This is a genomic window from Methylorubrum zatmanii (assembly GCF_014845115.1).
Lineage (GTDB): Bacteria > Pseudomonadota > Alphaproteobacteria > Rhizobiales > Beijerinckiaceae > Methylobacterium > Methylobacterium zatmanii.
The window spans coordinates 14,134-31,984 of record NZ_NKUI01000108.1; the positions used below are offsets into that span (position 1 = coordinate 14,134).

Annotated in this window: 16 protein-coding genes and 1 pseudogene; 7 read left to right on the forward strand and 10 right to left on the reverse strand. The window is 69.6% G+C overall.

Going from position 1 to position 17,851, the window contains the following annotated elements:
* Positions 1 to 66: 66 nt before the first annotated feature.
* The 4 genes from gyrA to MZTS_RS14075 all read right to left on the reverse strand — a co-directional run bounded on the left by gyrA (position 67) and on the right by MZTS_RS14075 (position 5,220).
* On the reverse strand, positions 67 to 2,793 hold the full coding sequence (gene gyrA, locus MZTS_RS14060) for a DNA gyrase subunit A (protein WP_192284307.1): 2,727 nt from the start codon (positions 2,791 to 2,793) through the stop codon (positions 67 to 69).
* Positions 2,794 to 3,095: 302 nt separating this feature from the next.
* Positions 3,096 to 3,716 (reverse strand): molybdenum cofactor guanylyltransferase MobA, encoded by a 621-nt coding sequence (gene mobA / locus MZTS_RS14065; protein ID WP_192284308.1) that lies wholly within the window; start codon positions 3,714 to 3,716, stop codon positions 3,096 to 3,098.
* Positions 3,713 to 4,846: an Mrp/NBP35 family ATP-binding protein gene (locus tag MZTS_RS14070; RefSeq protein ID WP_192284309.1), complete on the reverse strand. Its 1,134-nt coding sequence runs from the start codon at positions 4,844 to 4,846 to the stop codon at positions 3,713 to 3,715. Before MZTS_RS14070 ends, mobA begins: the two co-directional genes overlap by 4 nt.
* A gap of 95 nt (positions 4,847 to 4,941) precedes the next feature.
* Entirely contained in the window at positions 4,942 to 5,220 is a 279-nt protein-coding gene (locus MZTS_RS14075) for a hypothetical protein (protein ID WP_192284310.1), read from the reverse strand.
* Positions 5,221 to 5,362: 142 nt separating this feature from the next.
* On the opposite strand from MZTS_RS14075, the gene MZTS_RS14080 reads away from it, so the two are divergent.
* The 5 genes from MZTS_RS14080 to hisN all read left to right on the forward strand — a co-directional run bounded on the left by MZTS_RS14080 (position 5,363) and on the right by hisN (position 11,153).
* Positions 5,363 to 5,866 (forward strand): pyridoxamine 5'-phosphate oxidase family protein, encoded by a 504-nt coding sequence (locus tag MZTS_RS14080; RefSeq protein WP_192284311.1) that lies wholly within the window; start codon positions 5,363 to 5,365, stop codon positions 5,864 to 5,866.
* 159 nt (positions 5,867 to 6,025) lie between these two features.
* On the forward strand, positions 6,026 to 7,324 hold the full coding sequence (locus MZTS_RS14085) for a nicotinate phosphoribosyltransferase (RefSeq protein WP_192284312.1): 1,299 nt from the start codon (positions 6,026 to 6,028) through the stop codon (positions 7,322 to 7,324).
* A 10-nt stretch (positions 7,325 to 7,334) separates the two neighbouring features.
* Entirely contained in the window at positions 7,335 to 8,123 is a 789-nt protein-coding gene (locus tag MZTS_RS14090) for a LamB/YcsF family protein (RefSeq protein ID WP_192284313.1), read from the forward strand.
* A gap of 117 nt (positions 8,124 to 8,240) precedes the next feature.
* Entirely contained in the window at positions 8,241 to 10,271 is a 2,031-nt protein-coding gene (locus MZTS_RS14095; protein ID WP_192284314.1) for an AI-2E family transporter, read from the forward strand.
* 90 nt (positions 10,272 to 10,361) lie between these two features.
* Positions 10,362 to 11,153, forward strand: a complete 792-nt coding sequence (hisN, locus tag MZTS_RS14100; RefSeq protein WP_192284315.1) for a histidinol-phosphatase — start codon at positions 10,362 to 10,364, stop codon at positions 11,151 to 11,153.
* Here the strand turns inward: hisN and MZTS_RS14105 are convergent.
* Positions 11,143 to 12,126, reverse strand: coding sequence for an alpha/beta fold hydrolase (locus tag MZTS_RS14105; protein WP_192284316.1), 984 nt, complete (start codon positions 12,124 to 12,126; stop codon positions 11,143 to 11,145). The two genes, hisN and MZTS_RS14105, sit on opposite strands and share 11 nt — an antisense overlap.
* A gap of 182 nt (positions 12,127 to 12,308) precedes the next feature.
* On the opposite strand from MZTS_RS14105, the gene MZTS_RS14110 reads away from it, so the two are divergent.
* Positions 12,309 to 12,779, forward strand: a complete 471-nt coding sequence (locus MZTS_RS14110; protein ID WP_192284317.1) for an Hsp20 family protein — start codon at positions 12,309 to 12,311, stop codon at positions 12,777 to 12,779.
* A gap of 74 nt (positions 12,780 to 12,853) precedes the next feature.
* Here MZTS_RS14110 and MZTS_RS14115 read toward each other — a convergent pair whose 3' ends face one another.
* From MZTS_RS14115 to MZTS_RS14125, 3 genes and pseudogenes are all read right to left on the reverse strand, one after another.
* A complete protein-coding gene (locus MZTS_RS14115) occupies positions 12,854 to 13,156 on the reverse strand; it encodes a hypothetical protein (RefSeq protein ID WP_009863851.1) in 303 nt (100 codons plus the stop codon).
* Between the two features lie 45 nt (positions 13,157 to 13,201).
* Positions 13,202 to 13,626 (reverse strand): annotated as a pseudogene (locus MZTS_RS14120) (cupin domain-containing protein).
* A gap of 4 nt (positions 13,627 to 13,630) precedes the next feature.
* A complete protein-coding gene (locus MZTS_RS14125) occupies positions 13,631 to 14,065 on the reverse strand; it encodes an RNA polymerase subunit sigma-70 (RefSeq protein WP_192284331.1) in 435 nt (144 codons plus the stop codon).
* A 252-nt stretch (positions 14,066 to 14,317) separates the two neighbouring features.
* On the opposite strand from MZTS_RS14125, the gene kdoO reads away from it, so the two are divergent.
* Positions 14,318 to 15,187: a Kdo hydroxylase KdoO gene (kdoO, locus tag MZTS_RS14130; RefSeq protein WP_192284318.1), complete on the forward strand. Its 870-nt coding sequence runs from the start codon at positions 14,318 to 14,320 to the stop codon at positions 15,185 to 15,187.
* Here kdoO and MZTS_RS14135 read toward each other — a convergent pair.
* Both MZTS_RS14135 and MZTS_RS14140 read right to left on the reverse strand, forming a co-directional pair.
* The gene (locus MZTS_RS14135; RefSeq protein ID WP_192284319.1) at positions 15,177 to 16,268 is read right to left on the reverse strand and encodes an AI-2E family transporter; all 1,092 of its coding nucleotides are present in this window, start codon (positions 16,266 to 16,268) and stop codon (positions 15,177 to 15,179) included. The two genes, kdoO and MZTS_RS14135, sit on opposite strands and share 11 nt — an antisense overlap.
* Before the next feature lie 131 nt (positions 16,269 to 16,399).
* Positions 16,400 to 17,611 (reverse strand): GGDEF domain-containing protein, encoded by a 1,212-nt coding sequence (locus MZTS_RS14140; RefSeq protein WP_192284320.1) that lies wholly within the window; start codon positions 17,609 to 17,611, stop codon positions 16,400 to 16,402.
* Between the last annotated feature and the right edge of the window lie 240 nt (positions 17,612 to 17,851).

Here is a 17,851-nt window from a genome sequence, read left to right on the forward strand (position 1 = left end):
AGTCGTGGATTTCCGGGTTCGCTTGTCGGCGCCCCGGAATGACGGGGCGCCGGGTCAGTCCATCCGTCAGACGACCTCGTCGCCGTTCTCTTCCTCGCCCTCGATATGCTCCACCGAGACGACGCGCTCGGCCTTGTCGGTGTTGAACACCGTCACGCCCTGCGAGGCGCGGCCGACGATGCGGATGTCGTCCACCGGCACGCGGATGAGCTGGCCGGCATTGGTGACCAGCATGATCTGATCCGAGGCCTCCACCGGGAAGGACGCGACGAGGTGGCCGTTGCGGGCATTGACCCGCATCGCCGTGATGCCTTTGCCGCCCCGGCCCGAGGTCCGGTACTCGTAGGACGACGAGCGCTTGCCGAAGCCCCGCTCGGAGAGCGTCAGCACGAATTGCTCGGCGGCGCTCATCTCATTGTAGCGTTCGAGCGTGATCGCGGCCTCGGCCGAAACTTCCTCGGCCTCCGCCGCATCGCCTTCGGCCTCGCCATCGCCGATCACCGCGCGGCGCATCTTCAGATAGCCCGCCCGCTCCTCCGGCGTCGCGTCGAAGGCGTTGAGGATCGCCATCGAGATCACCCGGTCCTCGGCGCCGAGCGAGATGCCGCGCACGCCGGTCGAGTCGCGGCCCTTGAACACGCGCACATCCTCGACGGGGAAGCGGATGCACTGGCCGAGCGCCGTGGTCAGCAGCACGTTCTGGTCGGGCCGGCAGATCTCGACATGGACGATGTGATCGCCCGGATCGAGCTTCATCGCAATCTTGCCGTTGCGGTTCACCGTGGTGAAGTCCGACAGCTTGTTGCGGCGGACATTGCCGGAGGCGGTCGCAAACATCACGTCGAGCGTCTCCCAGGACGCCTCGTCCTCGGGCAGCGGCATGATGGTCGAGATGCGCTCGCCCTCGTTCTGCAGGTGCAGGATGTTGACCAGCGCCTTGCCCCGGGCGTTCGGCGCGGCGATCGGCAGACGCCAGACCTTCTCCTTGTAGGCCTGCCCCTGGTCGGAGAAGAACAGCACCGGCGTGTGGGTCGAGGCCACGAACAGGCGGGTGACGAAATCCTCGTCGCGGGTCGCCATGCCGGCCCGGCCCTTGCCGCCGCGCTTCTGCGCCCGGTAGGTCGAGAGAGGCACGCGCTTGACGTAGCCGGCATGGGACACGGTGACGACCATGTCCTCGCGGGCGATCAGATCCTCGTCCTCGACGCTGAAATCGGAATCGATGATCTCGGTCTTGCGCGGGGTGGCGAAGAGCTCGCGCACCTCGGCCAGCTCGCTCTTGACGATGGCCTGGATGCGGGCCCGCGAGCGCAGGATGTCGAGATAATCGGCGATCTCGTCGGCGAGCTTCTTCAGCTCGTCGCCGATCTCGTCGCGGCCGAGGGCGGTGAGGCGCTGCAGGCGCAGGTCGAGGATGGCGCGGGCCTGGGTCTCGGACAGGCGGTAGGTGCCGTCATCGGCGACCCGGTGGCGCGGATCGTCCACCAGCGCGATCAGCGGGGCGATGTCGTGCGCCGGCCAGTCGCGGGCCATCAGCGCCTCGCGGGCGGTGTTCGGGTCCGGCGAGGTGCGGATCAGGCGGATCACCTCGTCGATATTGGCGACCGCGATGGCGAGGCCGCACAACACGTGGGCGCGCTCGCGCGCCTTGTTCAGCAGGAACTTGGTGCGCCGGGAGACGACCTCCTCGCGGAAATCGTTGAAGGCCTGGAGCAGGTCCTTCAGGTTCATCAGCTCGGGGCGCCCGCCGTTGAGCGCCACCATGTTGGCGCCGAACGAGGTCTGGAGCGGGGTGTAGCGGTAGAGCTGGTTCAGCACCACGTCGGCGATGGCGTCGCGCTTCAGCTCGACCACGATGCGCATGCCATCGCGGTCGGACTCGTCGCGCAGATCCGAGATGCCTTCGAGCCGCTTCTCCTTCACCAGCTCGGCGATCTTCTCGATCAGCGTCGCCTTGTTCACCTGATACGGGATCTCGGTGAAGATCAGCGCCTCGCGCTCCTTGCGCAGCTCCTCCACATGCGAGCGGGCGCGCATGATGATCGAGCCGCGGCCGGTATTGTAGGCCTGCCTTGTGCCGGCCCGGCCGAGGATCAGACCGCCTGTCGGGAAGTCGGGGCCGGGAACGATCTCGTTGAGCGCCTCGATGGTCAGGCTCGGATCGTCGATCAGGGCAACGCAGGCATCCACCAGTTCGCCGAGATTGTGCGGCGGGATGTTGGTGGCCATGCCGACCGCGATGCCGCCGGCACCGTTGACCAGCAGGTTCGGGAAGCGCGCCGGAAGAACCTTCGGCTCCTCGCGGGAATCGTCGTAGTTGGGTCCGAAATCGACGGTGTTCTTGTCGATGTCGGTCAGCAGCGCCACCGCCGGCTTGGCGAGGCGCGACTCGGTGTAGCGCATGGCGGCCGGCGGATCGCCGTCGACCGAGCCGAAATTGCCCTGCCCGTCGATGAGCATCAGGCGCATGGAGAAATCCTGCGCCATCCGCACCAAGGCGTCGTAGATCGATTGGTCGCCGTGCGGGTGGTAGAGACCGATCACGTCACCGACGATGCGGGCCGACTTGACGTATTTGCGCTCCGGCAGGTGGCCGGATTCGAAGGCCGAGTAGAGGATGCGCCGATGCACCGGCTTGAGGCCGTCGCGCGCATCGGGCAGCGCGCGGCTCACGATCACGCTCATCGCGTAATCGAGATAGGACCGGCGCATCTCGTCGGTGATGGAGACGGGCTTGATGTCCGTGGCGGGCGGGGGCGTGCCGGCGCCGGGTGCGTCCTTGTCGTCTGCCAACGTCGCTCTCTCGATTGTCTGTTCGTTCCGAAGGGATTTCAGAGATCCCGAGGATCCCCGCTCCCAGCCGTGCCCTCATCCTGAGGTGCCCGCGGAACGCGGGCCTCGAAGGATCCTCCAGGTCGCACGCGATCCCTGGAGGATCCTTCGAGGCCTCCGCTGACGCTCCGGCACCTCAGGATGAGGGGTGAGGATGGGACAGGCCGTGGCCGACCAAAGGCCGTCGTTTCAGTTACTTAAATATGAATTCCGGGCCTCCGGCACAACATCCGAAGCCGGGTGCGCGGCGCTTTGCCAACGCCTCAGGGGGCCCGTGCCAGCAGCGCCTCGGCGGCGGCGAGATCCTCCGGCGCGTTGAGGTTGAGGAAGGGATCGACCGGCTCGACCGGCCAGGAGGCGACGGCCGCCCCGTGCCGCTCGATGAAGCCGCCGACCCGGCGCTCGCCTCGGCCGAGCCAGTGCCGCAGATCGTCGCGAAGGCCGACCGGCCAGAGCGCGCTGGTGAAGTGGCGCCGCTCGGCGGACGCCGCGAGGGCGATCGACCTGCCCTCCGTCACGGCGGCGGAGACCAGCCGCGCCACGTAGTCATGCGGCAGGAACGGTGCATCGCCGGGCACGCTGACGAGATGGGTCACGCCCGGTCGGGCGGAGGCCGCTTCGAGTCCGGCCAGGATGCCGGCGAGCGGACCGGGATGGTCGGTAACGGTGTCGGGCAGGACGGGGCCGGAAAAGACGTCACGGAAGCGCGTGGGATCGCCGTTGGCGCTGAGCGCCAGCCCGGCCGGGCATTGCGGCCCGAACCGCTCGGCGACGCGTTCGAGCAGGGTGCGGCCGGCGAGGACGCGCAGGGGCTTGTCGCCCCCGCCCATCCGCCGCGACAGCCCTCCGGCCAGGATCAGCCCGAGGACTGGGGCCACCGTCACTCGATGACGATCCGGGGCGCCGCCCGGCCGGCGGGCGCGCCGGTGAGGGTGCCCCAGAGTTTCTGCGCGATCTCGCGATAGACCTTGGCCTGCGGCCCATCCGGATCGGTCGCCACCACCGGGCGGCCGGCATCCGAGGTCTCGCGGATCGCCATGGTCAGCGGGATCTCGCCGAGGAAGGGAACCTCGAGCCGCTCGGCCTCGTGGCGGGCGCCGCCATGGCCGAAGATCGCGGAAGCGTGGCCGCAATTCGGGCAGATGAAGGTCGCCATGTTCTCGATCACGCCCAGGATCGGCACCGAGACCTTGCGGAACATGGTCACGCCGCGGCGCGCGTCGATCAGGGCCAGATCCTGCGGCGTCGAGACGATCACCGCGCCCGAGAGCGGGGTGGCCTGGGCCATGGTGAGCTGGGCATCGCCGGTGCCGGGGGGCATGTCGACCACGAGCACGTCGAGTTCGCCCCAGGCCACGTCGCGCAGCATCTGGGTGATCGCCGACTGCACCATCGGCCCGCGCCAGATCATCGCCGATTCCGGCTCGATCAGGAAACCGATCGACATCGCCTTCAGCCCGTAGGCCTGCATCGGCTCCAGCACCTTGCCCTCGATCACCCGCGGCTTGCCGGAGAGGCCCAGGAGCTTGGGCACCGAGGGGCCGTAGATATCGGCATCGAGCAGGCCGACCCGCAGGCCCTGCGCGCTCAGGCCGAGGGCGAGGTTGCAGGCGGTGGTGGACTTGCCGACGCCGCCCTTGCCCGAGGCCACGGCCACGATGTGGCGCACGCCCGGCAGGGCATTGCCCTGGCGCGGCGGGGGAGCACCGGCGGGAGCGCCACCCGCTGAGCGCGGCGCGGCGCTCGGATTCGGCGCGCCCTGCGCCCGCTCCGAGGTGAGGCTGACCAGCACGCTCGACACGCCGGGCAGGGCGAGCACCCGCCCCTCCGCCTCGCGGCGGACCGGCTCGAAAAGTTCGGCCTCGCTCGGATCGATCAGGATCGAGAACATCACCCGGTTGCCCGAATCGATCACGACCTGAGACAACCGCCCGGAGCCAGGCAGGGGAGTGCCGCCACGGTCCACCGTGACGCTCGACAGCGCCTTCAGCACGTCGTCGCGGGTGATCGCCAAAACTTGAACTCCCTCAGGCGCCGGGGCGGGACAGGTCCGCTTTCGTTCATCTAACCGCCCTTACGGGAAACGCCAGCCCGGGGCTGTCGATCCACTCAGCGCCGCATTCCGGGCGGGACGGCGATCAGGTGGCATTCCTCCATCGGCCCGCGCACGGTCGTGCCGTCGCCGCGCCGGTAGACGCCGCGCCGAAGAGGCCGGCAGCCGAGGGGACCGCGCAGCCGCTTCACCCGCTCGATATGGACACTGCCGTAGCGACGATTGGAGAAATCGTGTCCGCCGATGCGGACACCGGGTCCGTAGCGCACCTCCGCCGTCACGGGGCCGAGCCCTGCGAAGAGGAGTACCGCGATCCACGCAACCCTGTGCCCCATCCCGGCCCCTGTCGCTCCGCTGTCCCCACCGCTTCGGAACGCGGCCCTGAACCAAGATCGGCTTCGCTCGTTGTCGAGGCAATCGCCGGGACGCTGAGCGAACGGTCCCGGCTACGCCATTGTCGATACGTCGGAGAATTCCATGCACCAGGGCAACCATCGCGACCACGAGGGCGCGAAGAAGCTCTTCGAGCTGACCAAGGACGTCAAGGTCGCGATGCTGACCACCGCCGATCAGGACGGCACGCTCAACAGCCGCCCGATGTGGAACAACGAGATCGACGAGAACGGCGACATCTGGTTCTTCACCAAGCTGCACAGCCCGAAGACCGCCGAGATCGGCCGCGACAACCAAGTCAACCTCGCCTATTCGGACCCGTCGAGCCAGACCTACGTCTCGATCGCGGGCAAGGCCGAGGTGATCCGCGATCAGGCGCTCATCGACGAGAAGTGGAAGGAGAGCCTCAAGACCTGGTTCCCCAACGGCAAGAACGATCCCGAGGTCGGCCTGATCCGCATCCATCCGCAGCAGGGCGAGTACTGGGACAGCCCGTCGAGCACGATGGTTCACCTCTACGGCTACGTGAAGGCTTCGCTGACCGGTGAGAGCCCGAAGACCGAGACCAAGAAGGTCAATCTGGCCTGATTCCTTCGGGCTCGGCCCGCTCGTCCTTCGAACCCTTTCAGCGGCGCTCCCGTCACCCGGTGACGGGAGCGTTGTCTTGTGGCGGGATCCGGCCGGCCGGCGTTGATCGCCGCCGCAATCCGTCCCAAGCTCGGGCATTCTCCCAAAGACGGATGGCCCATGATCGACCTCGCGAAGCGGGTCTACGACCATAACTTCCGCATCGACCCGATCGTGCGCTCGCTGCTCGATACGGATTTCTACAAGCTGCTGATGGCGCAGATGATTCTCCGCCGTCACCGCGATGTGGGGGTCAGCTTCGCGATCCAGAACCGCACCAAGAGCGTGCGGGTTGCCGACGAGATCGATCTCGGAGAGTTGCGAGAGCAGCTCGACCACGCCCGCACCATCCGCCTGAGCCGGGGCGAATCCACCTGGCTCCGGGGCAACACCTTCTACGGCAAGCGCCAGATCCTCTCCTCGGAATTCATGGCCTGGTTCGAGGAGTTCCGCCTGCCGGATTACGAGCTGGAGGTCCGCGACGGTCAGGTGGCGCTCACCTTCCACGGCCCCTGGATCGAGACGACGATGTGGGAGGTGCCGGCCCTGGCGATCCTCAACGAATTGCGCTCCCGCGCCGTCCTGCGCGATCTCGGCAAGTTCGAGTTGCAGGTGCTCTACGCCCGGGCGATGACGCGGGTGTGGGAGAAGATCGAGCGGCTGAAACGCCTGCCCGACCTCTCCATCGCCGATTTCGGCACCCGCCGGCGCCACGGCTTCCTGTGGCAGGATTGGTGCGTACAGGCGATGAGCGAGGGCCTGGGCGAGAGGGCGTTCCTCGGCACCTCCAATTGCCTGATCGCGATGCGGCGGGAGGTCGAGGCGGTGGGCACCAATGCCCACGAATTGCCGATGGTCTATGCCGCTCTGGCCGGAGACGACGACGCGGCCCTCGCCCAGGCGCCCTACGCGGTGCTCGCGGATTGGCAGCAGGACTATGCCGGCAACCTGCTGGTGGCCCTGCCCGACACCTATGGCACCACCGGCTTCCTCGCCCACGCCCCCGATTGGCTGACCGCCTGGACCGGCATCCGGATCGATTCGAAGGAGCCGATCGAGGGCGGCGAGGAGGCGCTCGCCTTCTGGCGTTCCCGGGGCTGCGACCCGCGCGAAAAACTGGCGATCTTCTCCGACGGGCTCGACATCGACGACATCGAGCGCATCCACGCCCGGTTCCACGGCCGCATGCGGATCGGCTACGGCTGGGGCACCCGCCTGACCAACGACTTCCGGGGTCTCGTTCCGGAGAGGCGGCTCGACCCGATCTCGGTCGTCTGCAAGGTCACCGAGGCGGCGGGACGCCCGACGGTGAAGATCTCCGACAATCCGAGCAAGGCGCAGGGGCCGGAGGCGGAGGTGGAGCGTTACAAGCGGGTGTTCGGCGTGGGCGAGCAGGCCGCCCTGCCGGTGGCGGTGTGAGGGCCGGGGGATGAGCGCGCGCCGCATCGACCTCAACGCCGATCTCGGCGAGGGCTTCGGGCCCTGGCGCATGGGCGACGACGCCGCGCTCCTCGACATCGTCACCTCGGCCAATGTCGCCTGCGGCTTCCACGCGGGCGATCCCGATATCATGGTCGAGACCGCCGCCGCCGCGCTGGCGCGGGGGGTGGCCATCGGCGCCCATCCCGGCTTCCACGACCTGCGCGGCTTCGGCCGCAACCGGATCGAGGAGTGTCCCCGGAGGCTCGAGCGCGACATCGCCTACCAGATCGGCGCACTCCAGGCCTGCGCCGCCCTGGCGGGGGCGCGCGTCACCCACGTCAAGGCGCATGGCGCGCTGGCCAACCTCTCGAACGAGGACGAGACCGTCGCCGCGGCCCTGGCGCGGGCCGTGGCCGGCGTCGACCGCCGGCTGGCCCTCGTGGTGATGCCGGGGCTCGCCGCCGAACGCGCCGGTGAACGCGCCGGCCTCCCTCTGGTGCGGGAGATCTATGCCGACCGCGCCTATGCCGAGGACGGCACCCTCGCGCCCCGGTCGGGCCCCGGCGCCGTGATCCACGACGCGGACGAGGCCGCCGAGCGCGTCGCCCGCATGGTCGGGGAGGAAGCGGTGTTCACGGTGGGCGGACGCCGCATCCCGGTGGCGATCGAGACGGTCTGCGTCCACGGCGACAACCCGGCGGCCCTCGCCATGGCCCGGGCGGTGCGGGCGAGGCTGGAGCGGGCCGGCCTCTCGCTGCGCCCCTTCGCCGGGCAGGGCGCCGAGCCGGAGCGCTAGAAACCGGACGCCACGGCAAAGGTCGAGGGATCGAATTCGACCCGCTCACGGTTTCTTGAGCGTCGGTGCCTCCGGGCACCGGCCCGCAGCGTGGCGTAGAGGGAAGCCCGGCCCGAGATGAAGCACATGTCACCCGGTGAAGGGCTCATGGTGCCGCCGCGCCCGACGCGCGTCCCCGCCGCCGAGACGCCGCGCGGTCCGCTCGCCTCCTCCCTGATCGTGTTCGCGATCATCGTGGCGGGCCTCTATCTCGGCCGCGAGGTGCTCATCCCCATCGCCATCGCGGTGCTGCTGTCCTTCGTGCTCGGCCCGCTCGTGAATTTCCTGAGGCGGCTCCGGCTCGGACGGCTCGTCGCCGTAATGGTCTCGGTGCTGTTCGCCGCAGGCATCATCGCCGCCCTGTCCACCGTGATCGGCGTTCAGGTCGCCGAACTGGCCCAGGACGTGCCCCGCTACCAGCGCACCATCGAGCGCAAGATCGAGGGCCTGCGCACCGGCACCCTCGGCCAGACCATGGACTACATCGCCAACATCAACCGGGCGATCCACCAATCCGGCAACGAGGAGAAGGAGAACGCCGAACGGGCCAAGCGCGAGCAGGCCGCCCGCGACAGCGCCCGCAAGACGGAGCCCGAGCCGCCCAAGCCGATCCTGGTGCAGGTGGAGGAACGGCGCCCGAGCCCGCTCGAACTCGCCACGGCCGTGCTCTCCCCCGTGGCCCAGCCGCTCGCCACCACCGGCATCGTGCTGGTGGTGCTGCTGTTCATCCTGATGCAGCGCGAGGACCTGCGCGACCGCCTGATCCGGCTGGCCGGCTCCAGCGACCTCCATCGCACCACGGTGGCGATGGACGACGCGGCGGGGCGCCTGTCCCGCTACTTCCTCGGCCAGCTCGCCCTCAACTCGGCCTTCGGCATCGTCATCGGTGTCGGGCTCTGGATCATCGGCGTGCCGAGCCCGGTCCTGTGGGGCATCTTCGCCCTGCTGATGCGCTTCATCCCCTATATCGGCGCCTTCCTCTCGGCGGTGCTGCCCATCGCCCTGGCGGCGGCGGTCGATCCGGGCTGGAGCATGGTGGTGGCGACCTTCCTGCTGTTCGCCCTCGTCGAGCCCATCGTCGGCCAGATCATCGAGCCGCTGGTCTACGGCCACTCCACCGGCCTCTCCCCCTTCTCGGTGCTGGTCTCGGCCCTGTTCTGGACCTGGCTGTGGGGGCCGGTCGGGCTGCTGCTCTCGACGCCGCTGACGGTCTGCCTCGTGGTGCTCGGCCGCCATGTCGACCGGCTCGAATTCCTGGACGTGCTGTTCAGCAACCGCCCGGCCCTCACCCCGGTGGAGAATTTCTACCAGCGCATGCTGGCCGACGATCCCGACGAGGCGCAGGAACATGCCGACCTGATCCTGCGGGAATGCTCGCTCTCGGCCTATTACGACGACGTGGTGCTCAAGGGTCTCGAACTCGCCGCCCGCGACGCCGCCCGCGGCGTGCTGACCCCCAGCCAGAAGGACGAGATCCGCGCCTCGATCACCGCCCTGGTGGAGGATCTGGAGGATCGCGAGGACGGCCTGCCCGAGCCGTCCGCCAAATCCGCCCCTGCGGTCCCAGAGGGATCGGAAGGGGAGAGCGCCTGCAAGAACGAGCCGATTCCCGATCCCGACCCCGACGACCTGCCCGAGGCCTGGCGCCGGGACGGGGCGGTGGTCCTCGTCTCCGGCCGCGGCTTCCTCGACGGGGCCGCGACGGCCATCGCCGACCAGCTGTTGCGCAAGCGCGGCTTCGGCACGCGGCAGGTGCCCTTTGCCGAGGTGGCCCGTGCCCGGATCGGTGACTGGAATCCCGGCCCGGCCCAGGCCGTCTGCGTGATCTCCCTGGCCCTGGCCGGCGAGCCCACCCATCTGCGCCGCCTCGTCTCACGCCTGCGCCAGAAGCTCGACACCGCCCCCATCGTCGCCGGCCTGTGGCGCTTCGACGACCCGGTGCTCTCCGACGACGCCCTGCGCGCCAAGCTCGGGGCGGACGATCACGTCACCTCCCTGCGCGACCTGATCGAGACGATCCTCGCCATGGCCCGCCTCGGCGGCCCCGAGGAGCGGAAGCGCCAGGACACCGCCACCCCGCCACGTCAGGCGCTGCCCGAGCCGGCTTGAGCGGAAGTCAGCGACAAAGCCCGCGGCCAGGCTTGACGCCGGGGCTTCCCGGCGGCTTCGTTCGAGGCGTCAACGGGAGGCTGCCCCTCGATGAGCGTCGTCGATCTCGCCCGGTTCATGGAAGACCTCGCCACCCAGTCCGGAGCGGCGATCCTGCCCTTCTTCCGGGCGCATTTCGGCCTGGACGACAAATCCCACGGCACCGGCCGTGCCTTCGACCCCGTCACCGAGGCCGATCGCGCCGCCGAGGCGGTGATGCGGCGGATGATCAAGGACCAGCTGCCGAGTCACGGCATCCTGGGCGAGGAGTTCGGATCGGAGCGGGCCGATGCGGAATGCGTCTGGGTGCTCGATCCCATCGACGGCACCCGTGCCTTCATCAGCGGCCTGCCGACCTGGGGCACCCTGATCGGGCTGACCCATAACGGCGTGGCGGTGCGCGGCCTGATGCACCAGCCCTATCTCGGGGAACGCTTCCTCGGCGACGGCAAGACGGCGAGCATCCGCAACGCCAAGGGCGAGCGCCGCCTGCACAGCCGCCGCTGCGACAGCCTGAAGGATGCCATCCTCGCCACCACCGATCCGCGCCTGTTCGCGGAAGGGGAGGAGGCCGAACGCTTCCGGGCGGTGGAGGACCATGTGAAGATGTCGCGCTACGGCGCCGATTGCTACGCCTATTGCATGCTGGCGGCGGGCCAGATCGACCTCGTGGTCGAGGCCGGCCTCAAGCCCTACGACATCGTCGCGCTGATCCCCATCGTCGAGGGCGCCGGCGGCGTGGTCACCGCCTGGGATGGCGGCCCGGCCACCGGCGGCGGCCGGATCGTCGCGGCGGGGGACCGGCGCCTGCACGAGGCGGCGCTGAAGCGGCTCAACCCGTGAGGGCGTGAACCTTCTCGTCGGCGGCCTGATGGCCGTTGCCGGGAATGAAGGCGTCGAAGGCGGCCCAGAAATCGGCGCGGATCGCGTCGCACTCCGTCAAGATCTCGTGGCGGGCACCCGGCAGGACGATCAGGTGCCCGGTCTTGAGCCGGGCGGCGAAGCGCTCGGTGGCCGGCGTGCTGCACACCGGGTCCGCACCGGCCCCGACGATCAGGCAGGGCGTGCGGATCCGGCGGATCATGGCGGGATCGGCCAGCCGGCGCATCGCCCGGAAGGCGGAGGCGAGCCAGGCGATGCTCGGGTCGCCCACCGCCCCGGCGCCGACCTCGCGGGCGGCCGCCGCGTTGCGGGCGTAGCGCACCGGATCGGTCGAGAGGCGGTTGCCGGCGAAGGGCTTCGTGGCGATCGAGACCGCGCTGCCGAAGGGAATGTAGCAGCGCCCCAATCCCAGCCGGCGCAGGCTGCGCGACAGCAGCGCGGCGCCCGCCGGCCAGCGCACCATGCGGATCGCCAGCATCGGCGCGACCGTGACGAGGCGCCGGAACGGCAGCCAGCCCTCCGCCGAGCCGGTCAGCGCCACCGCTCCGCCCATGGAATGGGCGAGGCCGAAATACGGCTCAGGCATGTGCGGGACCAGCACGGTCTCGGTGATCGCCGTCAAATCGAGCCGGTAATCGTCGAAATGGCGGACATGGCCCTTATGGGCGTCGCGCACCTGCCGCCCGGACTCGCCCTGGCCGCGCCAGTCGAAGGCGACGACGCAGAAGCCGCGGGCGCGCAGGTCCGAGATCGTCTCGAAATACTTCTCGATGAACTCGGCCCGGCCCTGGAGCAGGCAGACCGTTCCCTTCACGCCGCGCGTCGTCGGCTGCCAGGTCGCAGCCCGCAGGGTGACTCCGTCCGCGGTCTCGACGGGGATGAGGCGGGCACCCGGCGGCACCGGGTTGCCGGGAGTGGGTCGCAGCGTCAGCACGGCCGGATCATCCCTGACATCTTTTTCGAAAACCTCACGCAAAATCCTCGCAAGACGGCCCTTGCGCGATTTTTCGGACCCACCAATATCACGGGAGCGCCGGCCGAGACGGAGGCGCGATGGTCCGGCCCCCGGGCGGACCCGAAGACTATGAACATGTTGCTTCTTCTGGAGGATATGTGATGCGTCAGTTCGATCTGGCTCCCCTGTACCGCTCCACCGTCGGCTTCGACCGCCTCTTCGCGGCCCTCGACGGTTTCGTGAGCGCCGAGACCGCCCCGACCTACCCGCCCTACAACATCGAACGCACGGGTGAGAACGTCTACCGCGTCACCGTCGCGGTCGCCGGCTTCACCGAGGCCGACCTGTCGATCGAGGTCAAGGAGAACGCCCTGACCATCAAGGGCGAGCGCAAGGCCGCCGAGGGCAAATCCGCCGAGGTGCTCTACCAGGGCATCGCCGCCCGCGCCTTCGAGCGCCGCTTCCAGCTCGCCGACCACGTCCAGGTGACCGGTGCCGCGCTGGAGAACGGCCTCCTCCATGTCGATCTCGTCCGCGAGGTCCCGGAGGCGAAGAAGCCGCGCCGCATCGAGATCGCCAGCGCCGCCCCGAGCCGGCCGGTGATCGAGGGTTCGGTCCAGCAGGCCGCGTAACCGCTCAGCCGCGAGGCTGTTCCCATGGGGGAGCGCCCCGGCCGCCATGGCCGGGGCGTTTTCATGTCCGCCGCTCAGAAATCCCCGAAGCGATCGCCGGGGCCGGGCTCGTAACAGGTGAAGCCGACGAAACAGCCCGGGGTGTCGCGGGTCGGCACGAAGGCACGCCGGCCGATCTCGGTGGCCTCGCAGAACGAGCGGTCGCGCACGAAGCGGTCGTAGGTCGGCCCGCCGGTGCCGAGCACCGCCGATCCCTGGCGCAGGACCACCGCCCGGGCCTGGGCGCAGGTGAGGTCCGGCGTGGAGGGGCGCTGCGCCGCGGCCGGCACGAGGCCGGCGGCGAGCAGGGCCGCTGCGGGAACGAGAACGCGGCGCATGGAGCGGGTCCGGGCTGTGGGAGGGCTCCTCCTCAACACCGCGGATCACGGATGTATCCCGTCGAGCTCCGGCAGCAGCACCACGCTTTCCTGCTCGTTCGGATCGGTGCGGGCGATGATCGCGGTGCAGGGCTCGGTGGGGCTCGGATTGTAGGGCAGGTGCGGCACGCCGGCCGGGATGTAGAGGTATTCGCCCGGCCGCAATTCGGCGTGATGCTCCAGCCGCTCCCCCCACCACATCCGGGACAGGCCGGAGAGGGCGTAGATCGCGGTCTCGTGGCCCTCGTGTTGTGGGCCTTGGCCCGTGCGCCCGGCGGGATCGTCACGATCTGCAGGTGGAGGCCCTTGGCTCCGACCGACTCCGCCGAGATGCCGGGCGCGTAGGACAGGCCCTGCCGGCCGGTGAAATCCGCGCCGGGGCCGACCACCCGGCAGATGCCTTCCGCTGCCGTCTCGCCCGCTTCCGGCATGGCGCTACAGATCCCCGAAGACGAGCTGTCCCTGCGGCGAGGCCGGGCGCTTCGCCAGGCGCAGCGCCTCCTTGCGGGCGGGCGGCCTCGGGCGTGGCTTCGGATCGGCGCGCATCCGGGCCTTCGCCTTGTCCCGCGCCACGGCCTCGGGGGCGTGGGGGTCGTCGTCGAGCCACTTGCCGCGCTTGATCACCTCGTTGACCCGGCCCTGGTTGACACCGACCTTGAAGGCGATCTCCTGCTGCGTCATGCCGGTGGAAGCGTGCAGCTCCAGGATCGCGCGGGCGAGGTCCGGCGTCATCTTCTGGCCGGTGATGCGCCGGGCGGGGCGCACGGTGCGGGTCTTCCGGTCACGTTCGCGCAGGCGCTCCAGCAGGGCGAGCGCCATATGCATGCCGTGCTCGCGCAGGGCCTCCTCGAATTCCTTCAGCGTCGCCATGGACGGCTCCTCGTCCCGGGGGCGGACATCGGCGGAGAAACGCTTCACCCATGCCTCAGGTTGCCGGCCAGGAGACGCGGAGGCGGCAGGGGGAGCAAGCGGCCGAACCGGCCCGTCCACCGCAAAAGCCGGGCAAAGGCCGGGAATGTCCTGCGCCGGAGCGGCGCAGGGACGCGGCATCCCCCGTGTTGGCAGGCGCTTCGCACGTCGGCTAAACCGCATCGGAGTGTCTCGCGCGGAACCAGCCAAGCCATGATCAGCCCCGTCCTCCCCGTCTCCCGCACCGAGGCGGTGCCGGGCGCGCCCGGCCTCGTCGAGGCCTTGGAGAGCGGATCGGTCCTCGTCTTCCGCGACCTCGACTTCCCCTTCGACGCCTTCGAGCAGCGCTTCGTCGAGCGCCCCTTCGCCGACGGCAAGGCCAAGAACGTCAGCATCCGCGGCGAGTCCGCCGAGTTGAGGGGCGCGGCCGGCAGCGAGGAGGAGCAGGCCCGCCTGCGCGCCCTGCTGGTGCGCTACCGGCGCTTCGCGGAGAGCCTGATCGAGACCTACCTGCCCGCCTATCGCGGCAAGGTTTCGCTCGCCGGCACCTCGTACCGTCCCTTCGACGTCGACAAGCGCAAGCTGAGCTGGCGGCGCGACGACACGCGCATGCATGTCGATGCCTTCCCCTCGAACCCAATCGGCGAGAAGCGCATCCTGCGCATCTTCCGCAACATCAACGCGGAGGGGCAGCCGCGGCACTGGCGGGTCGGCGAGGATTTCGGCTCGATGGCCGAGAAGTTCCTGCCCAAGCTCCCCGGCTATTCCGGCCTGTCGGCGAGCGTGCTGGCGGCGCTCAAGATCACCAAGGCCAAGCGCTCGGAATACGACCACCTGATGCTGCACCTCCACGACGCGCTCAAGCGCGACCTGGATTATCAGGCCAACGCCCCCCAGGCGGACGTGAACTTCCAGCCCGGAGAGACCTGGGTCACCTTCTCGGACCTCGTGATGCACGGCGCCATGGGCGGGCGCTACATGCTGGAACAGACCGCCTATCTCGCCGTCGCCGACCAGGCCGATCCCGAGACGAGCCCGCAGCGGATCCTGGCGCGGAAGCTCGGCCGGCCGCTCAGGCACTGAGCGCGGGCCGCTCCTCCGGGCTTCCGGTAAAATCCCGCCACAGCAGGATCAGCGCGGCCATCACCGCCGGGCCGACGAACAGGCCGAGCAGGCCGAAGGTCTCGACGCCGCCGAGGATGCCGAGCAGCACCCACAGGAAGGGCAGGCGGGTGGTGCCGCCGATCAGCACCGGGCGCACGAAATGGTCGGCGACGAAGGTGACGACGAACCCCGCCGCCACCACGATCGCAGCGGGAACCACCGCGCCGCCCGCCAGCAGCAGCACGGCGGCGAGGCCGAAGGCCAGCGGTGCGCCGAAGGGGATCATCGCCGCGACCGCGGTGATCGCCCCGAACAGCACCGGATGCGGCACGCCGGCGAGCGCGTAGACGATCCCGAGCAGAACGCCCTCACCGAGCCCGACCAGGACGAGCCCGTCGACGGTGCCGTGCACCGAGGCCACCATCTGGCGCGCCACCCGTTCGCCGCGCGGTCCGAACAGGCGATGGCTCGCCCGCAGCGCCTGCGCGATCACGGTGTCGCCCTCCCGGAACAGGAAGAACAGGGTCAGGAGGCAGAAGCCGAACAGCACCACCCGATGTACCAGCCCCGCCCCGAGGCTGCGGGTGAGATCGCGATTCGAGGCGGTGTTGAGCCGCTCGCTCAGCTCATGGGCGAGACCGGCATGGGCGAGATGGGCCTCCCACCACGCGCTCACGGCGGCCGAGCCGTAGGGCAGGTGGGCGACGACATCGGGCACCGGGATGCCGTTGCGCTCGGCCTCGCGGGCATAGGCCAGCAGATCGTGCGCCTCGCGGGAGGCCTCGACCGCCAGCAGCGCGATCGGCAGCAACAGAACGAACGCGACGAGGGCGGTGAACACCGCTGGCCACAGCACGTTGTGGCGGCCCGGCGGGAAGCGCCGCCGCGCCCGGGCGAAGAGCGGCCACAGGGCGATGGCGAGCACCAGCGCCCAGACCAGCGCCCGCAGGAAGCCGGACAGGATGTAGAGCCCGAGCCCCAGAAGCAGGGCCGCCAGCAGGGCGCGGAACAAGGCTTGGCCGCGGGAGGGTGCGGGTTCTGGTCTGTCGATGGGAGGCATCGCCGCATCCTTCCGGCTCCGCCGCTGCGGCGGCCGGGGCAACCTATGGCGATTGCCGCCGCGATCCAGGGGCAGGGCGCGGGTTCCCTTCCGACAACCGGCGGATCCCCTTCGATCGAGCGGATCCCGTATCAGGCGGCGGCGCGGTCGCGCCCCTCGGCCTTGGCGCGGTAGAGCGAGCGGTCGGCCCGCTCGATGGCGGCGGAAAGATCGGTGTCGCCGGGCTCGACCGCGGCGACACCGAGGCTGATCGTCCAGGCCGGCAGATCGGGCGTCAGACGGATCGCTTGGCGGATCTCGTCGGCGAGCCAGCACGCTTCGGCGAGGTTCTTGTCCGGCAACACCATCGCGAATTCGTCACCGCCGAGCCGCACGAGGAATGCACCGGGCTCGGGCAGGAGATCCCGGGCCACGGCGGCGAGGGCGGCGAGCACCCGGTCGCCGACGGCGTGACCGTGCCGGTCGTTGATGGCCTTGAAGTGATCCACGTCGAAGGCGATGACCGCCATACCCTGCCGGTGCGCGGCGCCATCGGTCCCGGCTTCCGGGCAATGGCCCCTGCCGCCCTGGCCGCGTCGGCGATACAGACGATCCAGCAGCCGCCGTTCGGGCCGCAGCACCACCAGCCGTGCGGCGATCACGCCCAGGCCGGCCCGGTTCCAGGCGCCGGTCAGGGGATCGCGCAGGGCCGCCTCGCGCAAACCGGCCTGTGCCCGCTCGCCCGGCATCGCGATGAGGCCGAGATTGAGCACTGCAAGCAGCAACTGGTCGGAGACCAGCGGGATCACCGCCGCCATGTTGACGGCGGCGCGGCCGAAAGCCTCGGCGAGGATCGCCGCGAGGAAGCCGGGGATATAAGCCAGCAGCGCCGCCCCGGCGATGCGCCGCCCGCGCGAAGGCTGGGGTGCCCGGCCGAAGACGAGAGTGCCGCCGACGATGGACATGGCCAGCGCACTGCCGCAGGTTCCGCCGATCCGGCACGGCGCGCTGTCCGGACCGTAGAGGAGCGCGGGCCCGGCATAGCCGACGCCTGAGAACAGGATCGGCAGTAGCAGCCAGGGACTGAACGGCGGAAGGCCGTCGAAGCGGCGCAGGCCGGTCAGGACCATGTGGGTGCTGACCGAGAGCAAGGCATACAGCACACCGTCCTGCAGCGGTGTGTGGGACGACAGGTGGTTGAAGGCGGGAATTGTCGCTGCGTAGATCAGCGAGCCGGCAGCCCAATGCAGGTAGTAGCCTTCCTCGCGCTGCCCGACCCAAAGGCAAACGAACACGCCGAAGAACGCCAAACTCGCGAGCATGCTGCACAGGCCTAGGGTCGGAATATGCGGCAGCGCGAGCATGGTTTCTCGAAAACTGATGTGCTGAATCGAGCTTGTCGGCAATTTGCATTTCAGATCTTAAGAAACCAACTTATGATCGGTGTCCATTCCTATTTCCGGTAGGACACAGCGCCTGTCCCGGAGCGGAGGCCGGGCCGTACCCGGTTCCGGCGGAGGGTTCGGAACGCTCGGCGCAGTCCCATCCACCAGGAACGAATTGCGAACAAAGGCTTGACCTGTTCTGCAGGCGGACGCACTGTT